This window comes from Deltaproteobacteria bacterium (assembly GCA_016210045.1).
GTDB lineage: Bacteria > UBA10199 > UBA10199.
Genome location: JACQUX010000024.1, coordinates 184,119 through 206,456, shown reverse-complemented (window position 1 = coordinate 206,456; position 22,338 = coordinate 184,119). Strand labels below are relative to the sequence as shown.

Annotated in this window: 20 protein-coding genes and 1 pseudogene; 11 read left to right on the top strand and 10 right to left on the bottom strand. The window is 59.9% G+C overall.

What is annotated here, in order from left to right; all coding sequences use genetic code 11:
• Nucleotides 1-265: 265 nt before the first annotated feature.
• The 3 genes from HY696_08590 to HY696_08580 form a co-directional block, all read right to left on the bottom strand.
• A complete protein-coding gene (locus HY696_08590; GenBank protein MBI4238456.1) occupies nt 266-499 on the bottom strand; it encodes a J domain-containing protein in 234 nt (77 codons plus the stop codon).
• A gap of 72 nt (nt 500-571) precedes the next feature.
• Complete coding sequence (locus tag HY696_08585) at nt 572-1,012, bottom strand: hypothetical protein (GenBank protein ID MBI4238455.1); 441 nt, start codon at nt 1,010-1,012, stop codon at nt 572-574.
• Nucleotides 1,013-1,057: 45 nt separating this feature from the next.
• Nucleotides 1,058-1,633, bottom strand: coding sequence for a hypothetical protein (locus tag HY696_08580; GenBank protein ID MBI4238454.1), 576 nt, complete (start codon nt 1,631-1,633; stop codon nt 1,058-1,060).
• A 293-nt stretch (nt 1,634-1,926) separates the two neighbouring features.
• On the opposite strand from HY696_08580, the gene HY696_08575 reads away from it, so the two are divergent.
• Nucleotides 1,927-2,190, top strand: coding sequence for a hypothetical protein (locus HY696_08575; GenBank protein MBI4238453.1), 264 nt, complete (start codon nt 1,927-1,929; stop codon nt 2,188-2,190).
• 22 nt (nt 2,191-2,212) lie between these two features.
• Here HY696_08575 and HY696_08570 read toward each other — a convergent pair whose 3' ends face one another.
• Nucleotides 2,213-2,764: an elongation factor P gene (locus tag HY696_08570; GenBank protein MBI4238452.1), complete on the bottom strand. Its 552-nt coding sequence runs from the start codon at nt 2,762-2,764 to the stop codon at nt 2,213-2,215.
• A 244-nt stretch (nt 2,765-3,008) separates the two neighbouring features.
• Between HY696_08570 and HY696_08565 the strand changes: the two genes are divergently transcribed.
• Nucleotides 3,009-3,788 (top strand): hypothetical protein, encoded by a 780-nt coding sequence (locus tag HY696_08565; GenBank protein MBI4238451.1) that lies wholly within the window; start codon nt 3,009-3,011, stop codon nt 3,786-3,788.
• 62 nt (nt 3,789-3,850) lie between these two features.
• Here the strand turns inward: HY696_08565 and HY696_08560 are convergent, their stop codons facing one another.
• Nucleotides 3,851-4,669, bottom strand: coding sequence for a fibronectin type III domain-containing protein (locus HY696_08560; protein MBI4238450.1), 819 nt, complete (start codon nt 4,667-4,669; stop codon nt 3,851-3,853).
• A 471-nt stretch (nt 4,670-5,140) separates the two neighbouring features.
• On the opposite strand from HY696_08560, the pseudogene HY696_08555 reads away from it, so the two are divergent.
• Nucleotides 5,141-5,757, top strand: a pseudogene (locus tag HY696_08555) (carbonic anhydrase).
• 30 nt (nt 5,758-5,787) lie between these two features.
• Here HY696_08555 and HY696_08550 read toward each other — a convergent pair.
• Both HY696_08550 and HY696_08545 read right to left on the bottom strand, forming a co-directional pair.
• A complete protein-coding gene (locus tag HY696_08550; GenBank protein ID MBI4238449.1) occupies nt 5,788-7,020 on the bottom strand; it encodes a M20 family metallo-hydrolase in 1,233 nt (410 codons plus the stop codon).
• Nucleotides 7,017-8,531, bottom strand: a complete 1,515-nt coding sequence (locus HY696_08545; protein MBI4238448.1) for a hypothetical protein — start codon at nt 8,529-8,531, stop codon at nt 7,017-7,019. Before HY696_08545 ends, HY696_08550 begins: the two co-directional genes overlap by 4 nt.
• A gap of 239 nt (nt 8,532-8,770) precedes the next feature.
• On the opposite strand from HY696_08545, the gene HY696_08540 reads away from it, so the two are divergent.
• On the top strand, nt 8,771-10,360 hold the full coding sequence (locus tag HY696_08540) for an Rne/Rng family ribonuclease (GenBank protein MBI4238447.1): 1,590 nt from the start codon (nt 8,771-8,773) through the stop codon (nt 10,358-10,360).
• A 7-nt stretch (nt 10,361-10,367) separates the two neighbouring features.
• Here HY696_08540 and gltX read toward each other — a convergent pair whose 3' ends face one another.
• The 3 genes from gltX to HY696_08525 all read right to left on the bottom strand — a co-directional run bounded on the left by gltX (nt 10,368) and on the right by HY696_08525 (nt 13,470).
• Nucleotides 10,368-11,768, bottom strand: coding sequence for a glutamate--tRNA ligase (gene gltX, locus HY696_08535; protein MBI4238446.1), 1,401 nt, complete (start codon nt 11,766-11,768; stop codon nt 10,368-10,370).
• Between the two features lie 37 nt (nt 11,769-11,805).
• Nucleotides 11,806-12,657, bottom strand: coding sequence for a ketol-acid reductoisomerase (gene ilvC / locus HY696_08530; protein MBI4238445.1), 852 nt, complete (start codon nt 12,655-12,657; stop codon nt 11,806-11,808).
• Nucleotides 12,658-12,750: 93 nt separating this feature from the next.
• Nucleotides 12,751-13,470, bottom strand: coding sequence for a transposase (locus tag HY696_08525; GenBank protein ID MBI4238444.1), 720 nt, complete (start codon nt 13,468-13,470; stop codon nt 12,751-12,753).
• Nucleotides 13,471-13,855: 385 nt separating this feature from the next.
• On the opposite strand from HY696_08525, the gene HY696_08520 reads away from it, so the two are divergent.
• The 7 genes from HY696_08520 to HY696_08490 all read left to right on the top strand — a co-directional run bounded on the left by HY696_08520 (nt 13,856) and on the right by HY696_08490 (nt 22,174).
• On the top strand, nt 13,856-14,599 hold the full coding sequence (locus tag HY696_08520) for an SH3 domain-containing protein (protein ID MBI4238443.1): 744 nt from the start codon (nt 13,856-13,858) through the stop codon (nt 14,597-14,599).
• Between the two features lie 228 nt (nt 14,600-14,827).
• Nucleotides 14,828-16,426, top strand: a complete 1,599-nt coding sequence (locus HY696_08515; protein ID MBI4238442.1) for a TolC family protein — start codon at nt 14,828-14,830, stop codon at nt 16,424-16,426.
• The gene (locus HY696_08510; GenBank protein MBI4238441.1) at nt 16,419-17,177 is read left to right on the top strand and encodes an ABC transporter substrate-binding protein; all 759 of its coding nucleotides are present in this window, start codon (nt 16,419-16,421) and stop codon (nt 17,175-17,177) included. Before HY696_08515 ends, HY696_08510 begins: the two co-directional genes overlap by 8 nt.
• Nucleotides 17,178-17,184: 7 nt before the next feature.
• Entirely contained in the window at nt 17,185-18,588 is a 1,404-nt protein-coding gene (locus tag HY696_08505) for an alkaline phosphatase family protein (protein MBI4238440.1), read from the top strand.
• Nucleotides 18,589-18,614: 26 nt separating this feature from the next.
• Nucleotides 18,615-19,388 carry an electron transfer flavoprotein subunit beta/FixA family protein gene (locus HY696_08500; GenBank protein MBI4238439.1) on the top strand — a complete coding sequence of 258 codons (774 nt, stop codon included), beginning with the start codon at nt 18,615-18,617 and terminating at the stop codon, nt 19,386-19,388.
• A gap of 21 nt (nt 19,389-19,409) precedes the next feature.
• Nucleotides 19,410-20,393 (top strand): electron transfer flavoprotein subunit alpha/FixB family protein, encoded by a 984-nt coding sequence (locus HY696_08495; GenBank protein MBI4238438.1) that lies wholly within the window; start codon nt 19,410-19,412, stop codon nt 20,391-20,393.
• Nucleotides 20,390-22,174, top strand: a complete 1,785-nt coding sequence (locus tag HY696_08490; protein ID MBI4238437.1) for an acyl-CoA dehydrogenase family protein — start codon at nt 20,390-20,392, stop codon at nt 22,172-22,174. The genes HY696_08495 and HY696_08490 overlap by 4 nt, the downstream gene beginning before the upstream one ends.
• Nucleotides 22,175-22,338: the final 164 nt, after the last annotated feature.

The window sequence follows — 22,338 nt, the reverse complement described above, 5'->3', positions numbered from 1 at the left end:
CAGAGGAGACGAAGGACAGGAGAAAAACGGAGTCTGCAACCAACAGCGCTCTCGTAAAACGGTGTCGTGATCTTTTTCTGCTGAAAATGTTGTGTTCGATGAGAAAAACTTATCTCTGATGTGGCTTATGCAAAGGTCTCTATTAATAAGTTTTTTGTCCGGCGATCGTAAATCGCTGGGTGTTTTAATGCTCAGGCGTTATCAATTTGAGTCTGTCGTCTCATCTTTCGCCTGTTGTAAACAAGGTGGGCGGCGACGCGAGCAGTTACTTCGGCACTAACACGCCGTACGCAGTGTTAATGGTTTTTGAAATCTCGGTGTACCGTTCAGCTTCGGTCGGGTGGGTCTCGGGCGCAAATTGAATCCGTAACGCCCAAAACCGTTTCTTGATGTCGGCGACGCTGGCGCGCGGCGCTACGCCTAGCACCCATCGGGCCCAGAGGTGTTCCCGCTCTGGGGTTTCCTCGACCCGCTGTTCGGAGCCTGCAGACGGAGACAATCGCAAGCCACTGAATTGGAGCTGGATTCAGTTTGCTCCGTCTGGTTTTTTCTGGCGGTATTGCCAGGGTAGTCAGCGGATGTTGGTGTCGTGTAGCGGGGTCAGACGGCCAGTACGACTGCCGACGTAATACAGCGGTCGACCGGTCTGGAGGCTGTGCGGATCGATAATCAGGTCGAGATGCCAGTCGTCATCGAGCCAGCGATAAGAGGTGTAACCGGCCGGGACGTTCATCAACGTGTCGTAGTTATAGTCGGACACGATCGTCCCGACGGATTTGCCATCGACCAGGACGGTGATGGTGACCGGCCCGTTGTCTCCCGGCGTATCGATCCGTGCGCAGAGCGCCACTGGCCATTGCGCCACGGCGAGGTTGGGGGGGCATGATTCCGCTGGTCCGATTGGAACAATCGGTTGCGAGCGAAATGGCGCCGTTCCATACCAGCCGATGCCACTGCTGGCGACCAACAGCAGTGCCCATTTTCGCCATCGTGATTGTCGTCGGTTGCACATATCGTGCGGATTGCAATTGGTCACGGTTGTCGTTGACCGATATGGTTACTCGGTCCGCAATCCTTCATTGCGCACGACTCGCATTGCAGGGGGCGAGGGGAGTTGCCCGTGGGACCTCCGCCACCGATTCCAACCGACCCACAGCGGCGCCAGCCACGCGCCGCTGGCCAACAGATAGTTGAACCCGGTATCCAGCATAAATCCATGGGCCATATAGCCGAGGTTGAAGGCGCAGGTGACTCCGGCGGCGAGCACGCCGGCAGCTTGTCCCTCAGATCGATAGTACGTTGGCAGTCGCCGCGCCAACCAGACTGCGAGGAGAGCAGCGGTTGCCACCGAGACGCTCGTGATGAGTTGCGCGATTTCCCCGTCGGGATCATACGTCACGGTGGAATCGATCGCGCGGAATGTCGGTTGTGCGGCGGCCGCAAAAGGCCAGGCTTGGGCTGCAACAAAAACCACGGGTGCAGTTACCGTGAATCGGTGCAGTGATGTGGGCGCGGCGCCATGACAGGTAGGCGGGACACCAGTCGCGCTGCGCCGCTCCCAACGCCGCTGCGCAGCGGAATCGAAGCAACCGTGTCGGCGAGTGGTTAAGGGTGGTGCGTGCAGTGACCTCATGGCCATGTCGGTTAATGCGAGGCACTCGGAAAGACAAGCGCGATCTGAAGTCGCACTCCCCAGAATTTCCAGACGGAGACGCATTGAAGTCTCTGAATTTTCATGGTTTTGCATTTGCTCCGTCTGGTGTTGCTGTCTGACGACGCGTGCTGGTTTGCGTCATCGTGCCGAGGCAATGCGTGTCACGGCAGCCATTTGACGGACTTATTAAAAAATCGGGTCCTTATATTTTTCGCTCGCCATGCGGTCTGGCCGGGACTAGGCCGGGAGTGTGAGTCGACAAAGGAGGGTTTATGGGGCCACTTGCGATATGGGGGGGAACCGTGTTGGGTGCCGTCGCAGCGACGGGACCGCAACCACCAAAGGCAGGGGCGGAAGGGACGACGCCCTATGACGACTTCTCCGCTGACGTGTTCTACCGCAACACCGAGATAGTGCTGCATCCTCTGCTCTTCCGTCCGAATGGGCATGAGTCCGCATTGGACCGATTACTGGCGCTCAAACAGTCGTTCATTCCCACGCTTTTGGGGACGAGTAAATTCCGAGTCTTCAAATAGCGATCGAGCCCGACGACTATTTTTACCCCTTCTCCACGTAGTCGCCGGATTCGGTATTGATGACGACGACGTCGCCGGGTTTGATGAAGAGCGGCACTTTGAAATGCGCGCCGGTATCGACGAGGGCGTTTTTCAATGCGCCCGCAGAACCTTTCGATGGCGGGTCACACTCCGTCACGGTAAAGCGCATTTTGAGCGGCAGGCGAATGCTCAACGCCTCCCCGTCGCAGATAAGCATGATGATCGTGGAATCGGGCTTTAAATAGAGCCGCATGTCTTCGAGTAATTCCGCCGCTAGTTCGTGCTGCTCGCAGGTCTCTGTGTCCATGAAGTGATAGGTCGAACCGTCCTGATATAAAAACGTCATTTCGCGTTCTTCCGCGTCGACGCGTTCGACTGTCTCCGCAGGGCGAAACCGCATGTTGTTCTTATTGCCGGTCTTCAGGTTGCGTAGATCCGCTTGGACCTGCGCGTTCCCCTTGCCGGGCGTAATGTGCTGCACGGTCATCACGCGGAAGATCCCGCCGTCGATTCGCAGGATATTGCCGACTCGAATTTGTGTCGCATTAATCATCCGGCAGCGTTCACCATATTCGCGGGCGATTGTAAAGGCGCGGGATGAGCGGGTGTTGCGCTGGTGGCGGGGCATCGAGGGTTTTCAGAACAGCGAGTTTTCCTTGCACGATCGCTCGCTTCTCTGTAACAGCGCGCTCCCTATGAGAAGCGTCTATGGTTTGACATGCCGGCAAATCCGTGTCCGCAGTGAGTTTGCGGGCGATGCGTTGCCGAGAATGCGGCGCGTGCTGGCTGCAGACCATGTGGGCCGACGGACAGCCGTGGCGGCAATGAACGGCGTGGAGCGTCGTCCGCTCGTGTGGCGTGGGGACGTGTTAGGGCGGCCAACGCCGTTCCGGACCCGAGTGTTCGGTGAAATCCCCTCGGATCCGCTCTGGCGCGACATTGTGGACTTCGCGGACACCGCGTGTCGCACCATCGATAAGGCGATGGTGGATATCTTGAGCGCGATCGAGCAGCCGACGCAGCACGAAGCGGTGCGAGACGGAATCGCGGCGTTGCAAAAGTTCGTGCAGACGTATGCCGCCCAGTGGTCACAGCGGAAACAGACCGCACCGCGTTCGTGTCGGGGAGCGCTCGATCTGATGGCCTCGTCATGGAGCCAGGCTGGTGGGACAATTGGCATCCTGGGACTTTGGAGTAATGCCGTGGCTGGCGGGGATGCTGCACAGGCGCAGCGCTTTCGCGACTGTGCCGTGAACACTGATGCGCTATCCTGGGTGTCAAATCGTGGCATCGCATTCCGGAGCACCCGTACCCGGGGCGAATTGCTCCGCAGTATACTCAATGTCCTCGAGGCCACGGCGCTGCATGGCGAATACCGTGGCGATCATTTGACGTTGTGGCTTGATCCCCATGCCGTCCCATCCGCATGGCCGACGCGGGAGACCGCTCCATGGCCGTTGCGGCTCGAGGATCCCTATTGGCATGCGCTCTTCACCGTCGCTGGTGTCGTGGCGACTGCCGACCGACCGCGACACGGCCGTATGCAACGGGTCACGCTGACCTTGCCGCGGGCCTAACGTCAGCGCTGCTTGGCGTGATGCGTTGCCTGGCTTCCCTCTCAGTGAGTCGGCGCGGGTCGTTACTCGACCGTGACCGAGACGACGATGCTGCCCAGCGAATCGCCGTTCGCATTCACGGCGCGGACTCGGTACCAATAGGTCCCGGCAGCCGAGACGGTGTCGCTGTACGATGTGGCGCCGGCACTCGCCGTGCCGATTTCAGCAAAATCGCCCGAGACGGAGTCCTTGCGCAGGATGCGGAAGCCGGTTTCATCGCTGCTTGCGTCGGTCCAACTGAGGGTGATGGCTCGGCCGCTGGCCGAGACGGCGGGCTCGGTCGGGATCGCGGAGCGCGTGTTAATGCGGGTCATCCGCACGGTGGCATTGTCGGAAATCAACAGGACGGAGTTCTCCGTGAGTTCCGGGACGGACCAGGTTTCAAAATCACTGCCCTGATTTCCGGAACCGTCGTCATACGTGTAATGAAAAGCCGCGAGAAAGGCCCGCTCGCCGATGATTTTGAAGCGATCGAACGTCGGTTGGTTCACGGCGAAATTGTTGAAGTTCCGAGAATCGCCGAAGATACAACCGTCATTCACGTCGCTCACGTTTTCGTAGTCGATATCGGTCAGCGTGTTGACGGTCAGCAATCCGGTATCGGGGTCGTCAATGTCGTCGGTATAGCCATCCCAACATTGTGTCGACCAAATGCCGCCGACGAGCGTCTCTTCCAAGCCCGGCGTGACATCGCGGACCATCTCCATGATCACATCGGCGGAGAGGAGTTGCCCTCCGCGGAGGGTGTGCACTGGGTCGCGGGCAAGTGTGGCGCGTGGCAGGCCGGCGAGGCCTAGCAGTAGAAGACACAGTAGGAATCGAGATTGGGGGCGCGCAGCCATAGGCGACTCCTGGTCAGGGGTTCATCGCACTAACAAGCAAGGGATGTGCCAGGGAGTCGGTCGCAAAATGCTATAGAATTACTGGGAGACCGGCTTCGCCGCCCCGAATTCACCTGGGTCTCTTGCTACCAGTGAAGTGCAGTTCAACCCGCCAAATAACTGTTGCTCGCAGCCGTGCTTTTGCTCAGGCCTGCATCCAGCCTTTCAGAACCTTTCAGTCTTTCAGACGGAGACATATGCAACTCTCTGGACCCATAGATGGCGGTCCCCCCAAGTAGACGACTACGGCGATGGCAGAGAGGCTCAGACGGAGACCTCCTGAAGTGAAGTGTCGGAATTTCTAGAGTATTACGGTTGCTCCGTCTGAGTGGGTTCTGTTATGGCAGGTATCGTCTTGCGGCATCGTGCCGCCAGGTGATCCATCAGCGCGTGGCATCTACATTACGTTCGCCGGACGAGGGTGAAGCATCGATGATCTCAGCGCGAGAGGCACTTGAACGCCTGCGAGAGGGGAACCGTCGCTTCGTGTCTGGCGCTCGTAGCAGCGACCCTCTCACGAGCCAGACGCGCCGCAGCGCATTGGCGGCAGGCCAGGAGCCGTTTGCCATCGTTCTCGGATGTTCCGCTCACGGGTGCCGGCAGAGATGGTCTTCGATCAAGGCCTGGGCGACCTGTTTGTCATCCGCGTTGCCGGAAACATCGTCGCTTCCTCTCAAATCGGCAGCGTCGAGTTCGCCGCAGCGCGGTTTGGCACACGGCTGGTAGTGGTTCTGGGCCATTCCCAGTGCGGCGCTGTTGTGGCAACCCTGGAAGCACTGCAGCAACCGACGGATAACCAGTCGCGGAATCTGCGTTCGATCATCGACCGTGTTCGTCCATCCGTGGAGGGCTTACTGGCGACAGAACTCAGACACGACCCACAAGCTCTGGTGCAGCAGGCCGTGCGGGCCAACGTCCGCGTCTCTGCAAGCCACCTGCGAGACGGATCGGAAGTGCTCGAACAGTTGATCCAGAGAGAGGGGCTCTGCGTCGTAGGTGCCGAGTATTCTCTGGAGACTGGGGTCGTTGATTTCTTCGACGGTGTGTAGACAGCGCCGGCGCGGTAAGGCGGTCCGGCGTTATTCCCCCAACACCACGTGTGCCAAGACCTTGGCGTCGCTGACGAGATTCGCGATTCGGCAATATTCGTTGGGCGTGTGCAGGGTGTCGTCGACTTTGGTGTAGACGACGGCCGGGTATCCGGCGGCGCGGAGATAGCTGGCGATCGTGATGCCGCCGACTCCGATAAAATGGGCTGGGATGCCGAGGACCTGTTGCACCGCCGTGCGGACGCGTTGGGCGACGGGGGCGTTGTCGGGCGTGGCGGGGGCAGGCTCCATGGATTGCACGGGTTCGACGGTAGCGGTTCCGCCGGCCGACTGCACGACGGATTGGACGAGCGCCGTGACGTGACGCAGGGTTTCGGCGGCGGTCATGCCTGGCAACATGCGGGAGTCAATGCCGAAGCGGTGTTCGCCGGGGATTGCGTTGTACGAGACGTCGTTCGAGAAGGTTTTGGTCGGTTCGAACGTGGCGGTCGGCGGCTCGAAATGGTCGTCGCGTCGGGGGAATTGGGTGTGGAGTTGTTCCAGCGCACAGACGACTTGTGCCCCGAGCCGGTGCGCGTTCAGGCCTTGGTGCGGGGTCGAGGCGTGGACTCCTTTGCCGCGCACCGTTACTCGCATCTGCAAAATCCCTTTTTCCGCGACGTCGATGACGTTGCCTTCGGCGTTGCCGCCGTCCGGGACGACGACAAGGTCGTCGGCGCGAAACGGATCGGCGTGTGCCAACAGATATTTGATCCCGAAATTACTGCCGGTTTCTTCATCGGCAATGAACAGGAAGCAAAGGTCGCCCCGGGGTTTCAGTTGCTCCGTCTGGAGGGCGCGGGCCAGCAGCAACAGCGAGCCGATGGCTTGATGATTGTCTTCGGCGCCGCGGGCAAAGAGTTTGCCGTCGCGCAGCGTTGGCTCGAACGGCGGCGTGTGCCATGCGTCCAACGGGCCGGGAGCGACGGTGTCGAGGTGGGCGACCAGCCAACAGCGGGGTCCGGTGCCTTGTCCGCGAATCGTCGCGATCAGATTCGGACGTTGCCCGCTGGTGACGCGTGCATCGGGGGCGTTCACGGCCGTGATGTTGTCGACGAGTGGGGCGAACATCGTCTGCAGGCACTGCGATTTTTCCCATTCGCCTTGGCCGCCGTTTTCCGGGCCGAGCGCCTGGACGCGGAGCAGCTCGCAAAGGCTGTCGATGGCAGGTATGTGCAAGCGGTCAATCGCTTGCCAACAGGTGTCGAGTGGCGATGGTTTCATAGCGGACCTTTTGCTGGGTGATCGGTCGTGGGTGTGGTCGCGGTCGGGCTGGTTGTTGTCGCGGCGTGGAGTTCCTCCAGTGCTTCGGCCAGGTGATGGAGACTCGGGTCACGGAGTCCCGGCTGGGCCAACAGCGCAAAGAATGCGGGTCCCCAGTATTGGGCTGCGACGATCCGCGTGCCGGCGGCAGAGGTGCCGCAGTACGCGGGCTCCCCATCGGGGCCGAATACGAGTTCCAACGCCTCGTGATGACGTGCCTCCGGACGTACGACGACGGAGGGGGAATAGCAGTGCGTAAATTGGCGCGGCACCGTGCGACCGAAATACGCGCATGGACCGATTTCCAGGCGCCACCCGATGCCTTGCGCCTCGCGATCGCGACTGGTGAGAAACAAAAACGCTTCCGCCGCGTTGCGCGCCTGGGCGAGGAGCACTGCGGCGGCAATGGCGGGCATCCGTGGATCGATGCCGCGCGCGACGCGGATGCCCACGGCGAGACGGAGACCGTGGGTGAACAACGGAGTGCGGCCAATGGTTGAGGGGTCGGCGGTCGAGCGTGCGGCACGCGTTGCGGTGCAGAAAAAATGCGCGGCTTCTTCCGCCAACAGATGGATGCGGACTCCGTCTTGAGAAATCGTCACAAGGTTGGCGTGTAAACTGACCTGTTCCACGCATTTATTGGCGAGAAGCCGTTTCAGTGCTGTGCCTCCCAACGCGCGCCGAGCCCATGGCATCCGGCTGAGGCTTTGGACGATCCCCCGTGCGCAGGCGAGCGCCTGTTCGCGCGCGATGGGGTCATTCTCCAGCGGCCCAATGCGGAGCTGGGTATTGTTTCCATGAGTGGTGACCGTGAACGGGAGTCCGCGGCCTTCGTGGAAGGCGGTGAAAAACGTGTTTTCAACCTGGCTGCCGGATGGGGGCACTAAGGTGGCCGGTGCGGCAAACGTCGGATCGGCTTGCCAATAAGGACAGCCGTCGAGTCCCCACGGCCGCGTGGCCATATGAATGAAGCGAATCCAGAGCCCTCTGGGTAGCGTGACGCGGACGAATCCCGCGCCGGCTTCAATGGTAATGGTCGTCCCGGCCACTAACCGTGGGACTTTCACGCGCGCGCCGGTGTTGGCGCCGAGGTTGATCAGGTCGTAGCCGCTGCGCAGGTGGGCAAAGCGAGAAAGCGCCCATAATGCGCGATTGACCGGATTCGACGGCAGCATCGACGGATCGCGTTGTGCCTTCAATTCCTGAAAGGCGAGGATCGGGTCGAAATCTTTGGGCACCGTGAGGGAGCGGGGAGAGAGTTTATGCAGTTCGACAATTTCCGTAGCTTGCTCTTGTGCTTCCCGGGTGTGACTCAGGTACCGCACGGCGTTCATCAACGCGTCGTGCTCCGCGGTGAGAAACGCCTTCGGCCGGACACGCGCTAATGTGCTGTGCGGGATGGCCGGGGCATGTCCACGTCGCTCGACGACACGTTCGAGCCAGTCCGCATGCGGTTGCGTGTGTTTCGGCATAAGAAGCGGGCGCACACTAAACACGCGTCCCTTTCGGTGCAAGCGCAAAAGCGGGAACAATTGGACATTTCTGCGGCTGCACAGTATGAGCCGCGACATTACAAGGGCTCGCGTCGCCCCCCCGACTGGCAAAGCCAGTCGGGTCCCCCCCCTCAACGCCGCTGTGCGGCTTGAAGTGGCCTCGCGGCAGGCGGTGACTGTTCAAGGTGTCACGGGCGTAAACCTGTGGAGTTCCATGTATGGCGAATGAACTGATCGTGAACGTGACGTTGGGCGAGACGCGCATCGCGCGGTTGGAGAACGGCGTGGTGGCGGAGCTCTACATCGAGCGCGCGCGCGACGTCGGCATCGTCAGCAACATCTATAAAGGCAAGGTCGTCCGTGTGCTGCCCGGTATGCAAGCCGCGTTCGTCGATATTGGGCAAGATCGGACGGCGTTTTTGCACGTCTCCGATACGCTGCCGCCGGCGGAATTTGAAGAAGACGAGGCGGAGGCCGATGACTTGGCGGAAGAGCCGGCCAGCGGCGATGAAGAAGAAGAAAAAGAGCAGAGCGACGAGGAAAAAGAGGCGCCGCTGCGCAGCGGGTGGTTGCGTCGCCGCCGCCGTGGGGGGCGAGAGGTCCAGATCCAAGACCTGATCCGGGATGGGCAGGAGCTGTTGGTCCAAGCCACCAAGGAGCCGATCGGCACCAAAGGCGCGCGGCTCACGTCGTACATTTCGCTGCCGGGGCGCTATTTGGTGTACACGCCGACGATGAAACAAGTCGGTGTGTCGCGGCGTATCGCGGACGACCGGAAGCGCGCGCGCTTGCGCGAGATTGTGCAGAAGCATCGGCCGCCCGGCGCGGGGTTTATCGTGCGTACCGCCGCCGAGCGGGCGGGGCAACGGGAGCTGGTGTCGGACATCGAATATTTGCTCCGTCTGGGCCGTGAAATCGAGACGAAGGGCGCACGGCGCAAGGCGCCATCGTTGATCCATGCGGAACTCGATGTCGTGTTACGTGTGGTCCGCGACTTGTTTACCGAAGACATCGACCGTCTCGTGATCGACGCCAAGCCAGAATATACGCGTATTCAGGAGTTCGCCGATACGTTCATGCCGCAATTGAAGGAGCGGATCGAGCTGTACACCGACGATGAACCGATCTTTGACCACTTCTCGATTGAAGTCGAAATCAATCGCGCGCTGGGACAGAAGGTGTGGCTCAAGTCGGGCGGCTATATCATCGTAGAGCAGACTGAGGCCCTGACGGCGATCGATGTGAATACCGGTAAGTTCGTCGGGAAGCGGAACGTCGAAGAGACGATTCTCAAGACCAACCTCGAGGCGGTCCGCGAGATCGTCTACCAATTGCGGCTGCGCAATATCGGCGGGATTATCATCCTCGACTTTATCGACATGGAGCGGCACGAGCATCGGAATAAGGTCTACAACGCGCTGAAAGAGGCGTTGAAACACGACCGGGCGCGGACCAATATCAGTAAGATTTCCGAACTCGGGTTAGTGGAGATGACGCGTAAACGGACGCGGGAAGATATCCGTCGCTTGCTGGGCGTGCCATGCCCGTATTGTGAAGGGAAGGGATTTTTGAAGAGCCAGACGACGCTTTGTTACGAGATTTTCCGCGAGATTACGCGCGAGGCACTGCGTAGCAAGGCGGCGCAGCTGACGGTGATGGTCAATCCGACCGTCGCGAATACGCTGTTCGACGAAGAACGGACGGCGTTGGAGCAGTTAGAACAGCAAGTCAAAAAACGCATCCAAGTCCAGGCTATGCCGGACTTTCATCTGGAACAATTCGAACTGATCGAGACGACCAAGGCGTAAGCCGGCTTTATGTGGTCGGCATCGCGAGTGCGCGGTCGATGCGCTGCAGCGCGCGCGCGGGACCGAGGATGGCGAGGACTTCAAAGATGCCGGGGCTGACCGTAGTGCCGGTGAGGGCCACGCGGATCGGTTGGGCGATTGCGACGAATTTACAAGCGCGCTGTTGTTGAATCGGTTCCAGCGCCGCTTTCAAGACGGACTCCGTCCAGTCGGTAACGCCAGCCAGGGCGTTGCGGACCTCTTGTAGCAGGGCGCGCCCGTCCGGTTTGAGCCATTGAGCGACGGCTTTTTCATCCCACACGACGTCGTCGCGGAAATAGAAGGCGGAAATGGCGGCCAGTTCGTGGAGCGTTTTGCCGCGTTCGCGTTCGCTGGCAATGGCGCGTGCCGCAAAGGCGTGGTCGGTCACGGCAAGCCCGAGACCTTGGAGAAACGGCGTGACGAGGTCGACGAGTTGTTCGTTATTGTGGCGCTTGCAATGTTCGGCGTTGACCCACGTGAGTTTATCGGCATCGAACACCGCAGCGGCCTTGTGAACATGTTCGAATGCAAAATGCTGGACCATTTCTTCGAGCGTGAAGATTTCCTGATCGCCGTGCGACCAGCCAAGTCGTGCGAGATAATTCAGTAATGCCTCCGGCAGAAATCCGGCATCGCGGTAGGCGTCCACGGATGTGGCGCCGTGGCGTTTCGAGAGGCGTTGTTTGTCGCCGCCCAGAATCATCGGGAGATGCGCGAATTGTGGCGTAGGGTAGCCGAAGGCCTGGTAGAGCAACATTTGGCGCGGCGTGTTGTTGAGGTGATCGTCGCCGCGGATCACATGCGTGATTTGCATCGTGACGTCGTCGACGACGACGACGAAGTTGTAAGTTGGCGTACCGTCGCTGCGCAGGATGATGAGATCGTCGAGTTCGCGGTTGTCGAAAGGGATCGTGCCGCGAATCAGGTCGTGGACGGTCGTGGTCCCTTCGATCGGCGCCGCGAAGCGGATGCAATAGGGGCGGGGGTCGTCCGCGGGCAGGGGGTGATGGCGACAAGTACGGTCGTAGGTCGGCTTGCGGCCAGCGGCTGAGGCTTGAGCGCGCATCGCGTCCAACTGTTCGCTCGTACAATAGCAACGATAGGCCTGCCCGTTTTGCAACAGCTGTTCGACGTGGGTGTGGTAGATCGCCATCCGCTCCGTCTGGTGATACGGGCCTTCATCCCACGTGAGGCCGAGCCAGCGCATCGCGGTTAGGATCTGTTGCGTATATTCTTGGGTGGAGCGCTGGGTGTCGGTGTCTTCGATCCGCAAGATGAAGGTGCCGCCGTGCCGGCGGGCGTAGAGCCAGTTGTAGAGCGCGGTGCGTGCGCCGCCGATGTGCAGAAACCCGGTCGGAGACGGAGCAAAACGGACGCGAACAGTCATGGCGGCGTGATAACAAGATTTAGACGGAGTTCAAGGGTTATGATTGAGTTTTCGTGGCTTCGGCTAGCTCACGTTGGAAACTCCCACTGCGGATCTCGGCCAAAATCGTGCGTAACGTCTGGCGGACACGCGTATCGATGATGCGCGGACCGCGAGTGCGCGCGCCGTAACGAGCGACGTGGCTGATACGGTCCAGCATGCCATCGACGCCGTGGGCGGCTATGAGGCGGGCGAGGTTCACCGGTTCGGTCATGGCAGTGTAATGAGCGAGTTTCGGATTATAACCGGCCTCCACGAGGAGTTCATAAACCGCTTGAACAAGATAGCCAAGGCCGCCGCAAAGCAGGGCTTGTTCGCTGAAGAGGTCAGTCTCCGTCTCCTCGGCGAATGTGCTCTCGATGACGTCGTGTCGGCCGCCCGTGATGCCATCGACGTACGCACGCAAACGTTCTGCGGCGTGCCCGCTGTGGTCTTGTTGAATAGCCGTCACAATCGGGACGGAGTCACGTGCGACGTAGCGATTGCGGAGCTCGGTACCTGGACACATTGGTCCTGCGAGGATGATATCGAGGTCCGCGCGTGGGGTGATGAGGCCATAGTGGATCGCATATCCATGGGCGAAGAGAATGGCGGAGTTTGTAGGCAGATGCGTCACCAAGACCTCGCGCCAGAGTTCCGGTTGCGCCAGATCGGGGAGGAGCAACGCACAGATCTCCGTCTTGCACGCTGTAGAGATAGCGTCTGTTATGACCTCGACTCCGTCTTGTTTTGCGATTGAGATGGAGGGACTCTCAGGACGCAGCACCACGGTGATGTCCCAACCGCTTTCTGATAGGTTCAGCGCATGCGCTCGGCCTTGGGAGCCATAACCGAAAATAGTGACGTGCATACGGCGCGCTTTTGCCCGTCCACTACATGTGTGTCAAGCCTCAGCCCTTGGGGCGGAATGAGACTCTATCCAGGTTAAGCGGGGTGGTCGCTGTTAAGGTGGAGCAAGGGTTTGCGCGAGCCGGCGCTGACGGCGTTGACACGCGGCAGTTTTGGCAAGGCGGTAGCGGCGCAGGTCTGCATGGCGTTCCAGCACCCACGTCGGATTGCCCAGAAAGGGGCACGATGAATATGATCGCTTGATCATAGCCTCATGCGCGAGGATCTCATCAATCATCTGCCGATAAACAAATTGCCGTACGTGAGAGGTCGGCCCAAGCGCCAGATAAGCCGGCGCTGGGGTGATTAATGGATCTGCTCTGCCGTCGGCATAATAATGATACGACGTCCATCGATAGTGTCGTGGATGGTCCGTGATGCCGGCACGCACTGGATTGAGGTTGCCATAGGTCATGACGTGCAGATGAGTCGCGTCGTCCTGGATCACGGGTGACTTGAAGCGATCCATGCATACTTGCCCACGGCGCTGCAGGCGCCGATTGATGAAGCGTGCAAATTGGCTGTTCACGATACGCAGAAAGGCTGAAAAATTCTCTTTGCTCCCCTGAAGGGAAGCAGTGAAATGCGGATGATTGCTCATGAAGTCGTACGAATGAATAACGACTTCGTAGCGTTCTTTATACTTGTAGAGCAGGTCATAATACCGCTGCTTTGCCCAATCCTCTTGGAGCAGCCAGGCAAGATTATGACATTGCCACGTGACGTGGACCGTGCAGCCATCCCAGATAAGCGTATACCGAGGATACGTCGCCACGAAGGTAGATCCTATTCACATGGCATGCCAATGATCGTGATCGCTCTGGCTGCAGTACATAGCTTGAAATTGTGCCTTGCCGGTGTTCGATTTTCGTACGCGAGCGTTCGATCATTGGACTCCGTCCGGCATGATCGCGAGACGTTCAGCATAGGGATGGCCAACGAGCAGGAGTCGCCCGTGGGGTGTCTTAAGCCGCGGGCCAGCGCCGCGGAGCTACAGCGGATACGCGAACGTCGTCGTCACGGCGGCGTTCGGTGCATTCACCAACCCCGACATTTTCACTGGGCCATGAACCTGTCAGATTGACGTAGACACGACAGACACGGCATAAAGCGCCCGCGCAACGGTCGCACACGGTGTGCCCTAGCAGAGGAGGATTCTTATGTTGCCGCAGACAGCGCTACTCATGTGCAGTCTCATTATCTGGTCATCCTCCGCCCTTGCCGTCAATGCCGTCGGTTGGACGAATGCCATCACCGGCGTAAATCTGCGAGCCGCGCCAACGAAGGATGCGGCGATCGTGGCCCTTGTGCCGTACAACTCGAAGGTCCAGCTTTTGGCCGATCCGCCGGTCTCTAATCCGGCGACCGACGGAACGCTGGGCAAACGTCGACATGTCCAATGGAATGACAAGAATGGCTGGCTTTTCACATCGTACCTCTCCGATCACGACCTGGGCATCTCGGCTGCCGACCCTTTTTTTCAGCGGATTGCCGGCTTGTATTCCGCGTTGCAAAAAAAATTGCCGCTTGCCTCTTTCATCAGCGCCAACGGTTTTACTTTTTCGTACAAAGGCAGCGACCGTTGTGAAGGCGGGTCAAAGGGGCAGGCCAAGCTCAATCTGCCCACAGCCATCGATCAGCCGTTTGCGATCACTTTGACACTTGATGGGCATGGCTGGGAAGAAGGATGCCGGCCCCGCACGCAATCGAAGACGATAGCGATGGATATCCCCAAATTGACTGTCGCGCTGCTTTCGGAAGTCCAGCAGCCTGCCATAGATCCACGCGCACACACCTTTGCCATTCAAGGGGACGCCGCGGGCGAAATGGTCTTCACCTTCAGTGCTGAAGCCGGCAGCTTCGCCGTCACCCAAATCACCTACACAATGGATGATCCGGGGTGATCAGCCTCTGGGATCGCTGAGACATGGCCAAAAAGCACGCCAACCGCGGCGGACTGTTCCGGAGTGGCGGGGTGCACGGGTGATGGGGACGTTATGGTCCAATACTGAAACCACACCTTCTCGGCGCTGTTGTCGCCGTTGGCATCTTCCAGACAAATACGGCTACCCAGACGGAGTCACGAACAAACCGTTGCGTGGCTGGGTGCCCTCTGCTATCCGCCGTCCGTCATGTGGCGAAAATGGCTATGGATTTGGCTGCTCGCAGTGGTTGTTGGGGCGGCGCACGCGGGGGAGACGGAGCGCGGCTTCCTCGATCGGATTCGGGCGCGGTTGCTGCGGACTCCGTCTGCGGTGACGCATGTCACGTCTGCGGTGACGCATGTCACGAAGGTTCCGACGGCTGCGCGGCGGGTACTCCGTCTGACGCTGGGGGAGTGTATTCGGCGGACGGAGCAACATAATAAGAAAGTACGGGCGGGGGATTATGCGATTGGGGCGGCGAAGGCGCAGCAGGAGGAAGCGGATGCGCGATTTTGGCCGATCTTCGAGTACGAATATCGGACGGCGCCGGTGCCGAACGACGCCAGCGATGCGTTGAGTGCGTTTGTGAAGGGGAATATCACTTGGTTCCATTCCGCGCGGGTCGGGATGGCGATTCCGCTGACCGGATTTGGGAAGCTGACGTTACTTCAGCAATTGGCGCGGCAAGGGGCGCACGCGGCGGTTCAGGAGCAGGAAAAGGAACGGGTCGGCGCGGTTGCCAAGACGCGGCAGCTCTACTATGGAGTCCAGCTCGGCGAAGAGATCTCGGGACTGCTCCGCGACGCAATCGGCCGCATTACGGATGAGCTGACAGCGGCGGAACGTGAGGCAGAACAGGCGTTTTCTACCCCGCCCGCGCCGGCGGACGGAGTCAATCATCCGCCAGACGGAGTCAGCGAACGGACGGGAACTCCCGACCCTGGGGACGCGTTGGATGCCGCTGCGGCTCCAGTGCCGGCGCGCACGGCGCCGCGGTTGTCACCGATCGATAAACTCCGGCTGCAGTACTTTCGGGCCGAATTGGAAAAACGGTTGGCGGAGGCGCTGCAGCGGCGGGATTTGGCGATCGAGGGGTTGCGGATTCAGATCGGCCTCGAATCGGGCGAACGGATCGGTCTCGCGCATCGGCAATTACGGGTGGCGCGGGGGCAGTTGGGCTCATTGGAATCGTATGTGGCCGAAGCTCTGGCGCATCGGCCCGACGCGCAGCTGGTCGAGATTGGCGTGGAGGCGAAGCGGTTGAGTTATGCGTTGGAACGGCGCAAACCCCTTCCCGAAGTCGGAGTCGGTGGGTTTTTCGAGGCGGGGCGGACTATTGCCGATGTCTCCGGGCTGACGAGTACCGACAATTTTACCAATCCGTTTCATTACACCCGCGCCGGCTTCGGGTTGCAGTTGAAAGGGCGTTTTGATCCGCACGGTGATTTTGCGCGGATGCGGAAAAAGCAGCATGAATACTACAAGGCGTCGCTGGAGCGGATGCTGGCGCGGGACGGGATCGGCCTGGAAGTGCGCGAGGCGTACGGCGAGGCGCGGCGGTGGCGGGAGCAAATCACGCGTGGCAAGGAAGTGGTGGAAGTGGCGCAGCGTTGGGTGTTCTTGACGAAGAGTAATATGGATCTGGGAGTGGGCGAGAAAAACGAATACACGGATGCGCTGCAGGCGATGTTGCAGGCAAAAGGGCAATATTTTGAGTCCGTCTTTCAATACAACAGTGCCCTCGCAAAATTGGATGAGAAGATCGGGGCCGTCCCCTACACGGGACAAAGGGGGCAGGATGAATAAACAAACGGGGTGGAGCAGACGGCGCGGTGTGGGCGGACTGCTCGGCGTGTTGGTCGTGCTGTCGGTCAATCCGGTGTGGGCGCAAACGGCGTGGGGCGCACGCGTCGTGCCGTGGGTCCAAATGTTCGTCGCCAACGCGGCGAAGGCCACGTTTACCCCGACGCAGGCGATTCAAGACTTGGACCGCACGCTCGACGAATATCGCACTGGCGAACATTTGACGGAAGTGGATCTGGCCTTCAATCGCTTGCTCAAGCGCCGTGTGTTGTACGGGATTTTCGACATTCGGGAGCTCTGTCGCATTTCTCTCGGTTCTCACTGGCAAGGGCGTTCGCAGACGGAGCAAGATCACTTGGTCGATCTGATGACCTCGCTGATGGAAGAGAAGGCGATTTTGTCGAAAGAGCAGGGGCAGAAAAAGGGCAAAGGGAATCGCGTCTACCAAATCCGCTATCTCGGGGAGAAGGCGTTGAATGGGGGTCGGGAGCAAGTCTTGGTCAAGACACGGGTCGCGGTGCCGTCACACGATGTGATCGTGAACCTCAATTACAAACTCCGTCGCAACAAAGGAATCTGGAAGATCTACGACGTGATCGTGGACGATTCGAGTCTAGTGGAAAACTACACGTATCAATTTACGAACATCATCGAGAAGCATGGCTATCCGGAACTGACGAGTCGGATGGAAAAGAAATTGGCGGAGATCCGGCGCCAAGCCGCGCAAGACGATGCCACGGCGGCGACGCCATGAGCCTGCTATGACCTATTCCCGCTGTGTCATGATCTTGGCCGATGGCGCGCGTCCCGACGTGTTCGAGGCGTTGTTGCGGGCGGGTGAGTTGCCGCACATCGCACGCTATATCGTGGAGCCGGGTTGTTATCGGCGTGGGGTCACGTCTTTCCCTTCCACGACCGGGCCTGCGTATATGCCGTTTCTGACTGGCTGCTTGCCCGGCACGTGCAACGTTCCGGGAATCCGCTGGATGGACAAGACGCAGTATCGCTCCGGTGGATTGCGCGGACTGCGCAGTTATTGTAGCCTCAGCTCGTACAAGATCAACGCCGATATCACACCGCGGGTCCAGACCATCTTCGATCTGTTGCCGCGGAGCTACAACATTTTCAGCGCCGTGCATCGCGGTATTCATTGGCGCCATAATCTCACCACGATCATCCGCCTCTGGTATTGGTATTACGCGCATCTCACGGATCGCTGGGCCTTCATCGACGATGTCGCACGCGAGAAACTGACTCGGGTCATGGCGGAAGATTTTCAATTCTGCTTTGCCGTGATGATCGGGATCGACGAATATTCGCATCTCGACGATCCGCTCGGAGCGCCCGCGCGCGCCCGCTATCGCGTGCTCGACGACGCGGTGGGGGCGGCGGCGCAGCGACTGCAGCGGACGGGGCGGTTGGCGGAGACGCTGTGGTGGATCGTGAGCGATCACGGACTGTCGGCGACCGATCATCATTATTGTGTCAATACGTTCTTGGCGCAGCATCACCAACGGCCGCTCTATTTTCCGAGCGTGCCACGACGTGGGTGTACGGTGGCCAACATGATGTCCGGCAATGGAATGACGCATCTCTATTTTCGCCACCGCGACGGATGGGCCGCGCCAGTCGATTACGAATATCTGCAAGAGACCACGCGCGGGATGTTCGAGGACTTGCTCGAAGAACCGGCGATCGATTTGCTGATCGCGCGGTCGCGGGATGGGCGCGTGGTAGTGCGGCGGCGCACCGAAGAGGCGATCTTGACGGAACGCGGAGCGCATATCCATTATCAAGCACGGCGTGGCGATCCATTACGGGTCGGGGCGCCGGACTTGTTGCTGCACCGCGAAGAGAGTCTGCAACAACTCATCGACGGACGTTATCCTGACGGGCCGTATCAATTGGCGCATTTGTTTAAGAGTCCGCGCACCGGCGATGTGTTGCTCACCGCGCGGCCGGGGTATGATTTGCGGTTGGCCCACGAGGAACCGGAGCATCATGGATCGCACGGCTCGCTGCATCGCGATCACATGGTGGTGCCGGTGTTGTGCAGCCATCCGCTGCAAGATATCCCGCTGCGGACAGTCGATGTGTTCCCGACTATGTTGCAACTCCTCGGCCGGCAAGTGCCGGACGGGATCGATGGCATTGCGCGGATATGAACCGTTTATGATGCAAGGAGTGTGATATGAAAATCGGCGTGTTGATCAAGCAGGTCCCTGACACCGAGACGCGGATCAAATTGGCGGCCGGCGGCAAGGGAATCGATGAATCCGGGATCAAATGGGTCGTGAATCCATACGACGAATTTGCGATCGAGGCGGCGCTGCAATTGAAACAAGCAGCGCAGGCCGAAGTGGTGGTCTTCGCTGCCGGCCCGGCGCGGGTTGTCGATGCGTTGCGGACCGCGTTGGCGATGGGCGCCGATCGCGCGGTGCGGATCAACACGGACGGTGTGTCGATGGATCCATATACCGCGGCGATTGCGTTGGCCGCAGCGGTGCAGGGCGAAGGGTGCGATTTGGTGCTCGGCGGGAAGCAGGCGATGGACGACGACGCCGGCCAAGTGATCCAAGGCGTGGCGGAGCGGCTCGGATGGCCGATGGTCTCCGTGATCGATACGCTCACGTTGGAGGCGGACGGCAAATCCGTGGTGGTGCGGCGTCCGGTGGCGGGCGGCGTGAAAGAAGTGATCGGTGTGCAATTGCCGGCGGTGTTGGGATGCGACAAAGGGCTGAATGCGCCGCGCTATCCGTCGCTGCCGGGGATCATGAAGGCGAAGAGTAAGCCGGTAGTGGAAAAGAGCGCGGCGGAATTGTTAGCGGGCGAATCGGCCCAATGGGAGATCGTGGAAACGATGCTGCCGCCGGAGCGCCAAGCGGGCAAGAAAATTACCGGTACGGCGGAAGAGACGGCGGATCAGCTGATTGCGTGGTTACGCAACGATGCCAAACTGTTTTAATCATGTAGAAGGATACGAACTATGGGCAACGACATTCTCATCATCGCGGAACATGAGCAAGGCACGTTCAAAGGCTATTCGTACGAGTTGGCGGCGAAGGCCGCGGCATTGGCGAAGGAGTCGGGCGGTTCCGTCGTCGCCGTTGCCGTCGGTGCGGCGGGTGCGGCGGCGGCCGGGACGTTGGGACAATACGGCGTCCGGCGGGTCGTCGTGGTCGATGCCCCGGAACTGGCGACGCACTATAACAGCGACGGCTTTACGACGGCATTGTGTGCAGTGATTGCAACGGTGCAGCCGGCTGTCGTCCTCGGGAGCGCTTCGCCGTTGGGGCGCGATTGCCTGCCGCGCGTCGCGATGCGACTCCGCACCGGCCTGGTGCCCGATTGTGTCGCGCTGCATTGGCGCGACGAGCGGCTCGTGGCGCGCCATCCTGTGTATGCCGGTAAAGCGCTGATCGATGTTGTTGTCCGTGGGACGCCGCAAATGGCCGTGGCGCGTCCGAATGCGTTCGGGCAACCATCCGCGGGGAGCGGACAAGCGGAAGTGGTGTTGCAAAAGGTGGAGTTGCCGAGTCTGCGCGCCACAGTCCGCGAGGTGTTGGCGGAAGAGCGTGGTGAGATCGACATTACTGAGGCGGCGGCGATCGTTGCGGGAGGGCGGGCGTTGGGGAGCGCGGAGAATTTTAAATTCATTCGTGATTTAGCGGTGTCGTTGGGTGCGAGTGTCGGCGCGTCGCGCGCCGCAGTCGACGCGGGCTACATCGGACACGCGCATCAAGTGGGGCAGACCGGGAAGACGGTGAATCCCACCTTATATATTGCGTGCGGTATTTCAGGTGCGATCCAACACTTGGCGGGGATGCAGACGGCGCGGCATATCGTCGCGATCAACAAAGATCCGGATGCCCCCATCTTTCAGAAGGCGGATTTCGGGATTGTCGGCGATCTGTTTCAGATCCTCCCGGTCCTCACCGAAAAAATCCGCAGCGTGAAGGCGGCCTCATGACAGCACCCACACCGACCACTACCCAAGGGGGTCAATTTCTGCTGACGCCGGTCGGCGCGGCGCGGACGTTCATTCCGGAAGACTTACCGCCGGAATTGCAACAACTGCGCACGACGATTCAAGACTTCAGCGAAGGGGAAGTGCTGCCGCGCGAGGCCGAAATTGAGGCCAAGACGCCGGGCATCATGGCGACGTTGCTGAAAAAGGCGGGCGAGCTGGGACTGCTGATGGTCGAAATTCCCGAAGTCTACGGCGGACTCGGACTCGGCAAAGTGGCGGCCACGGCCGTCGCCGAGGGAGCCACGGGGCAGGGGTCGTTCGTGGTGTCGTTGCTTTGCCACACCGGGATCGGGACATTGCCGTTGCTGCATTACGGCAGCGAGGCGCAGAAGCAAAAATATCTCCCGAAGCTGGCGAGCGGCGAAATGCTCGCGGCCTATGCGCTCACCGAAGCGAATGCCGGATCCGACGCTCTCGCGGCCCGCACGCGCGCGACGCTCTCGAAAGACGGCAAATATTATCTGCTGAATGGAGAAAAAGTCTTCATCACCAACGGGGCGTTCGCCGACCTCTTCACTGTATTTGCCAAAGTGGATGGCGAAAAATTTTCGGCATTTCTGGTGGAACGCTCGTTTCCCGGCGTCTCGCATGGCCCGGAAGAGCACAAAATGGGGATCCGCGGATCGTCCACGGTATCGGTGATCTTGCAAGACGCGAAGGTGCCGGCGGAAAATCTGCTCGGCGAGATCGGCAAAGGGCACAAGATTGCGTTCAACACGTTGAATGTCGGGCGCTGGAAATTAGGCGCCGGCTGTGCAGGCGCGAGCAAGTACGTGCTGAAGCTGATCGTCCAATACATTCAAGAGCGGCAGCAGTTCGGGAAACCGCTCGCGGCATTCGAGGCGATGCAACAGCTATTAGCGGATTGTGCAATCCAGACGTTTCTGACCGAGACGTTAGTGTATCGGTACGCGGGCGATCTCGACGCGCTGTTCGACACCATCGACGATGCGGCGGCGAACGCAGGCCCGGCGCAGGCGCGGATGACGGAAGAATTGAACGCCGAGGCCTCGATTGCCAAAGTTTTCTGCTCCGAGGCGTACGATGCGATCTGCGATGCCGCAGTCCAGATGCACGGCGGATACGGCTACGTGATGGAATACCGGCCGGAGCGGCTGTATCGCGACTCGCGCATTAATCGCATCTTCGAAGGGACCAACGAGATCAATCGTTTGTTGATTCCCGGCACGTTACTGAAGCGAATGGCGAAGGGCGGCCCCGACTTTTTCGGTGAGATTCAGCGGATCCTCGATTGGTTGCGAACCGGGTTTCCACCCGTCGGTGCCAGCGCGCCGCTTGCGGTCTGGCAGATGCAAGTCGATCAACTGAAAAAATTGGCGATCTATGTCGGCGCCGTCGCGGTGAATAAATACGGTCCCGAAGTGCAGGAGCGCCAGCAAGTCCTGATGGATTTGGCGGAAATCATCATCGCCGCGTATGTAGCGGATTCCGCACTCGCGCGGGTGCTCCGACTGACGACACAAGGGGCGAATGCCGCGATCCCTACCTTAATGGTGTCGACATATCTCGCGACGCGGCTGCCGGAGTTGGAGGTCTTGGCGCGCCAGACGCTCACGAATATCGGCGAGGCCAAGCCGGCGGAGTACAAGCCGACCCACAAGGCGTTGTCCCGCTTCCTCTCCCACGTCCCGTTCGACACGCGAGCAGCGAAGTCACAAATCGCGCAGACCATCCTGCAACAGGGAGGCTATGCGTGGTAAACGGCAAGTTTTTTGCTGACGCCGGGTAAGAAACCACGCATAATAGATTCATCTTCCGGGGTGGTCTCTGACGGGTATGCAAAAAGGGTCCAGTGCGGCGAGTCACAGCACAACTCATCTGCTTCGGTGTCAGCCTCTGGTGCCTCGGTATGCCGGGGCGCGTG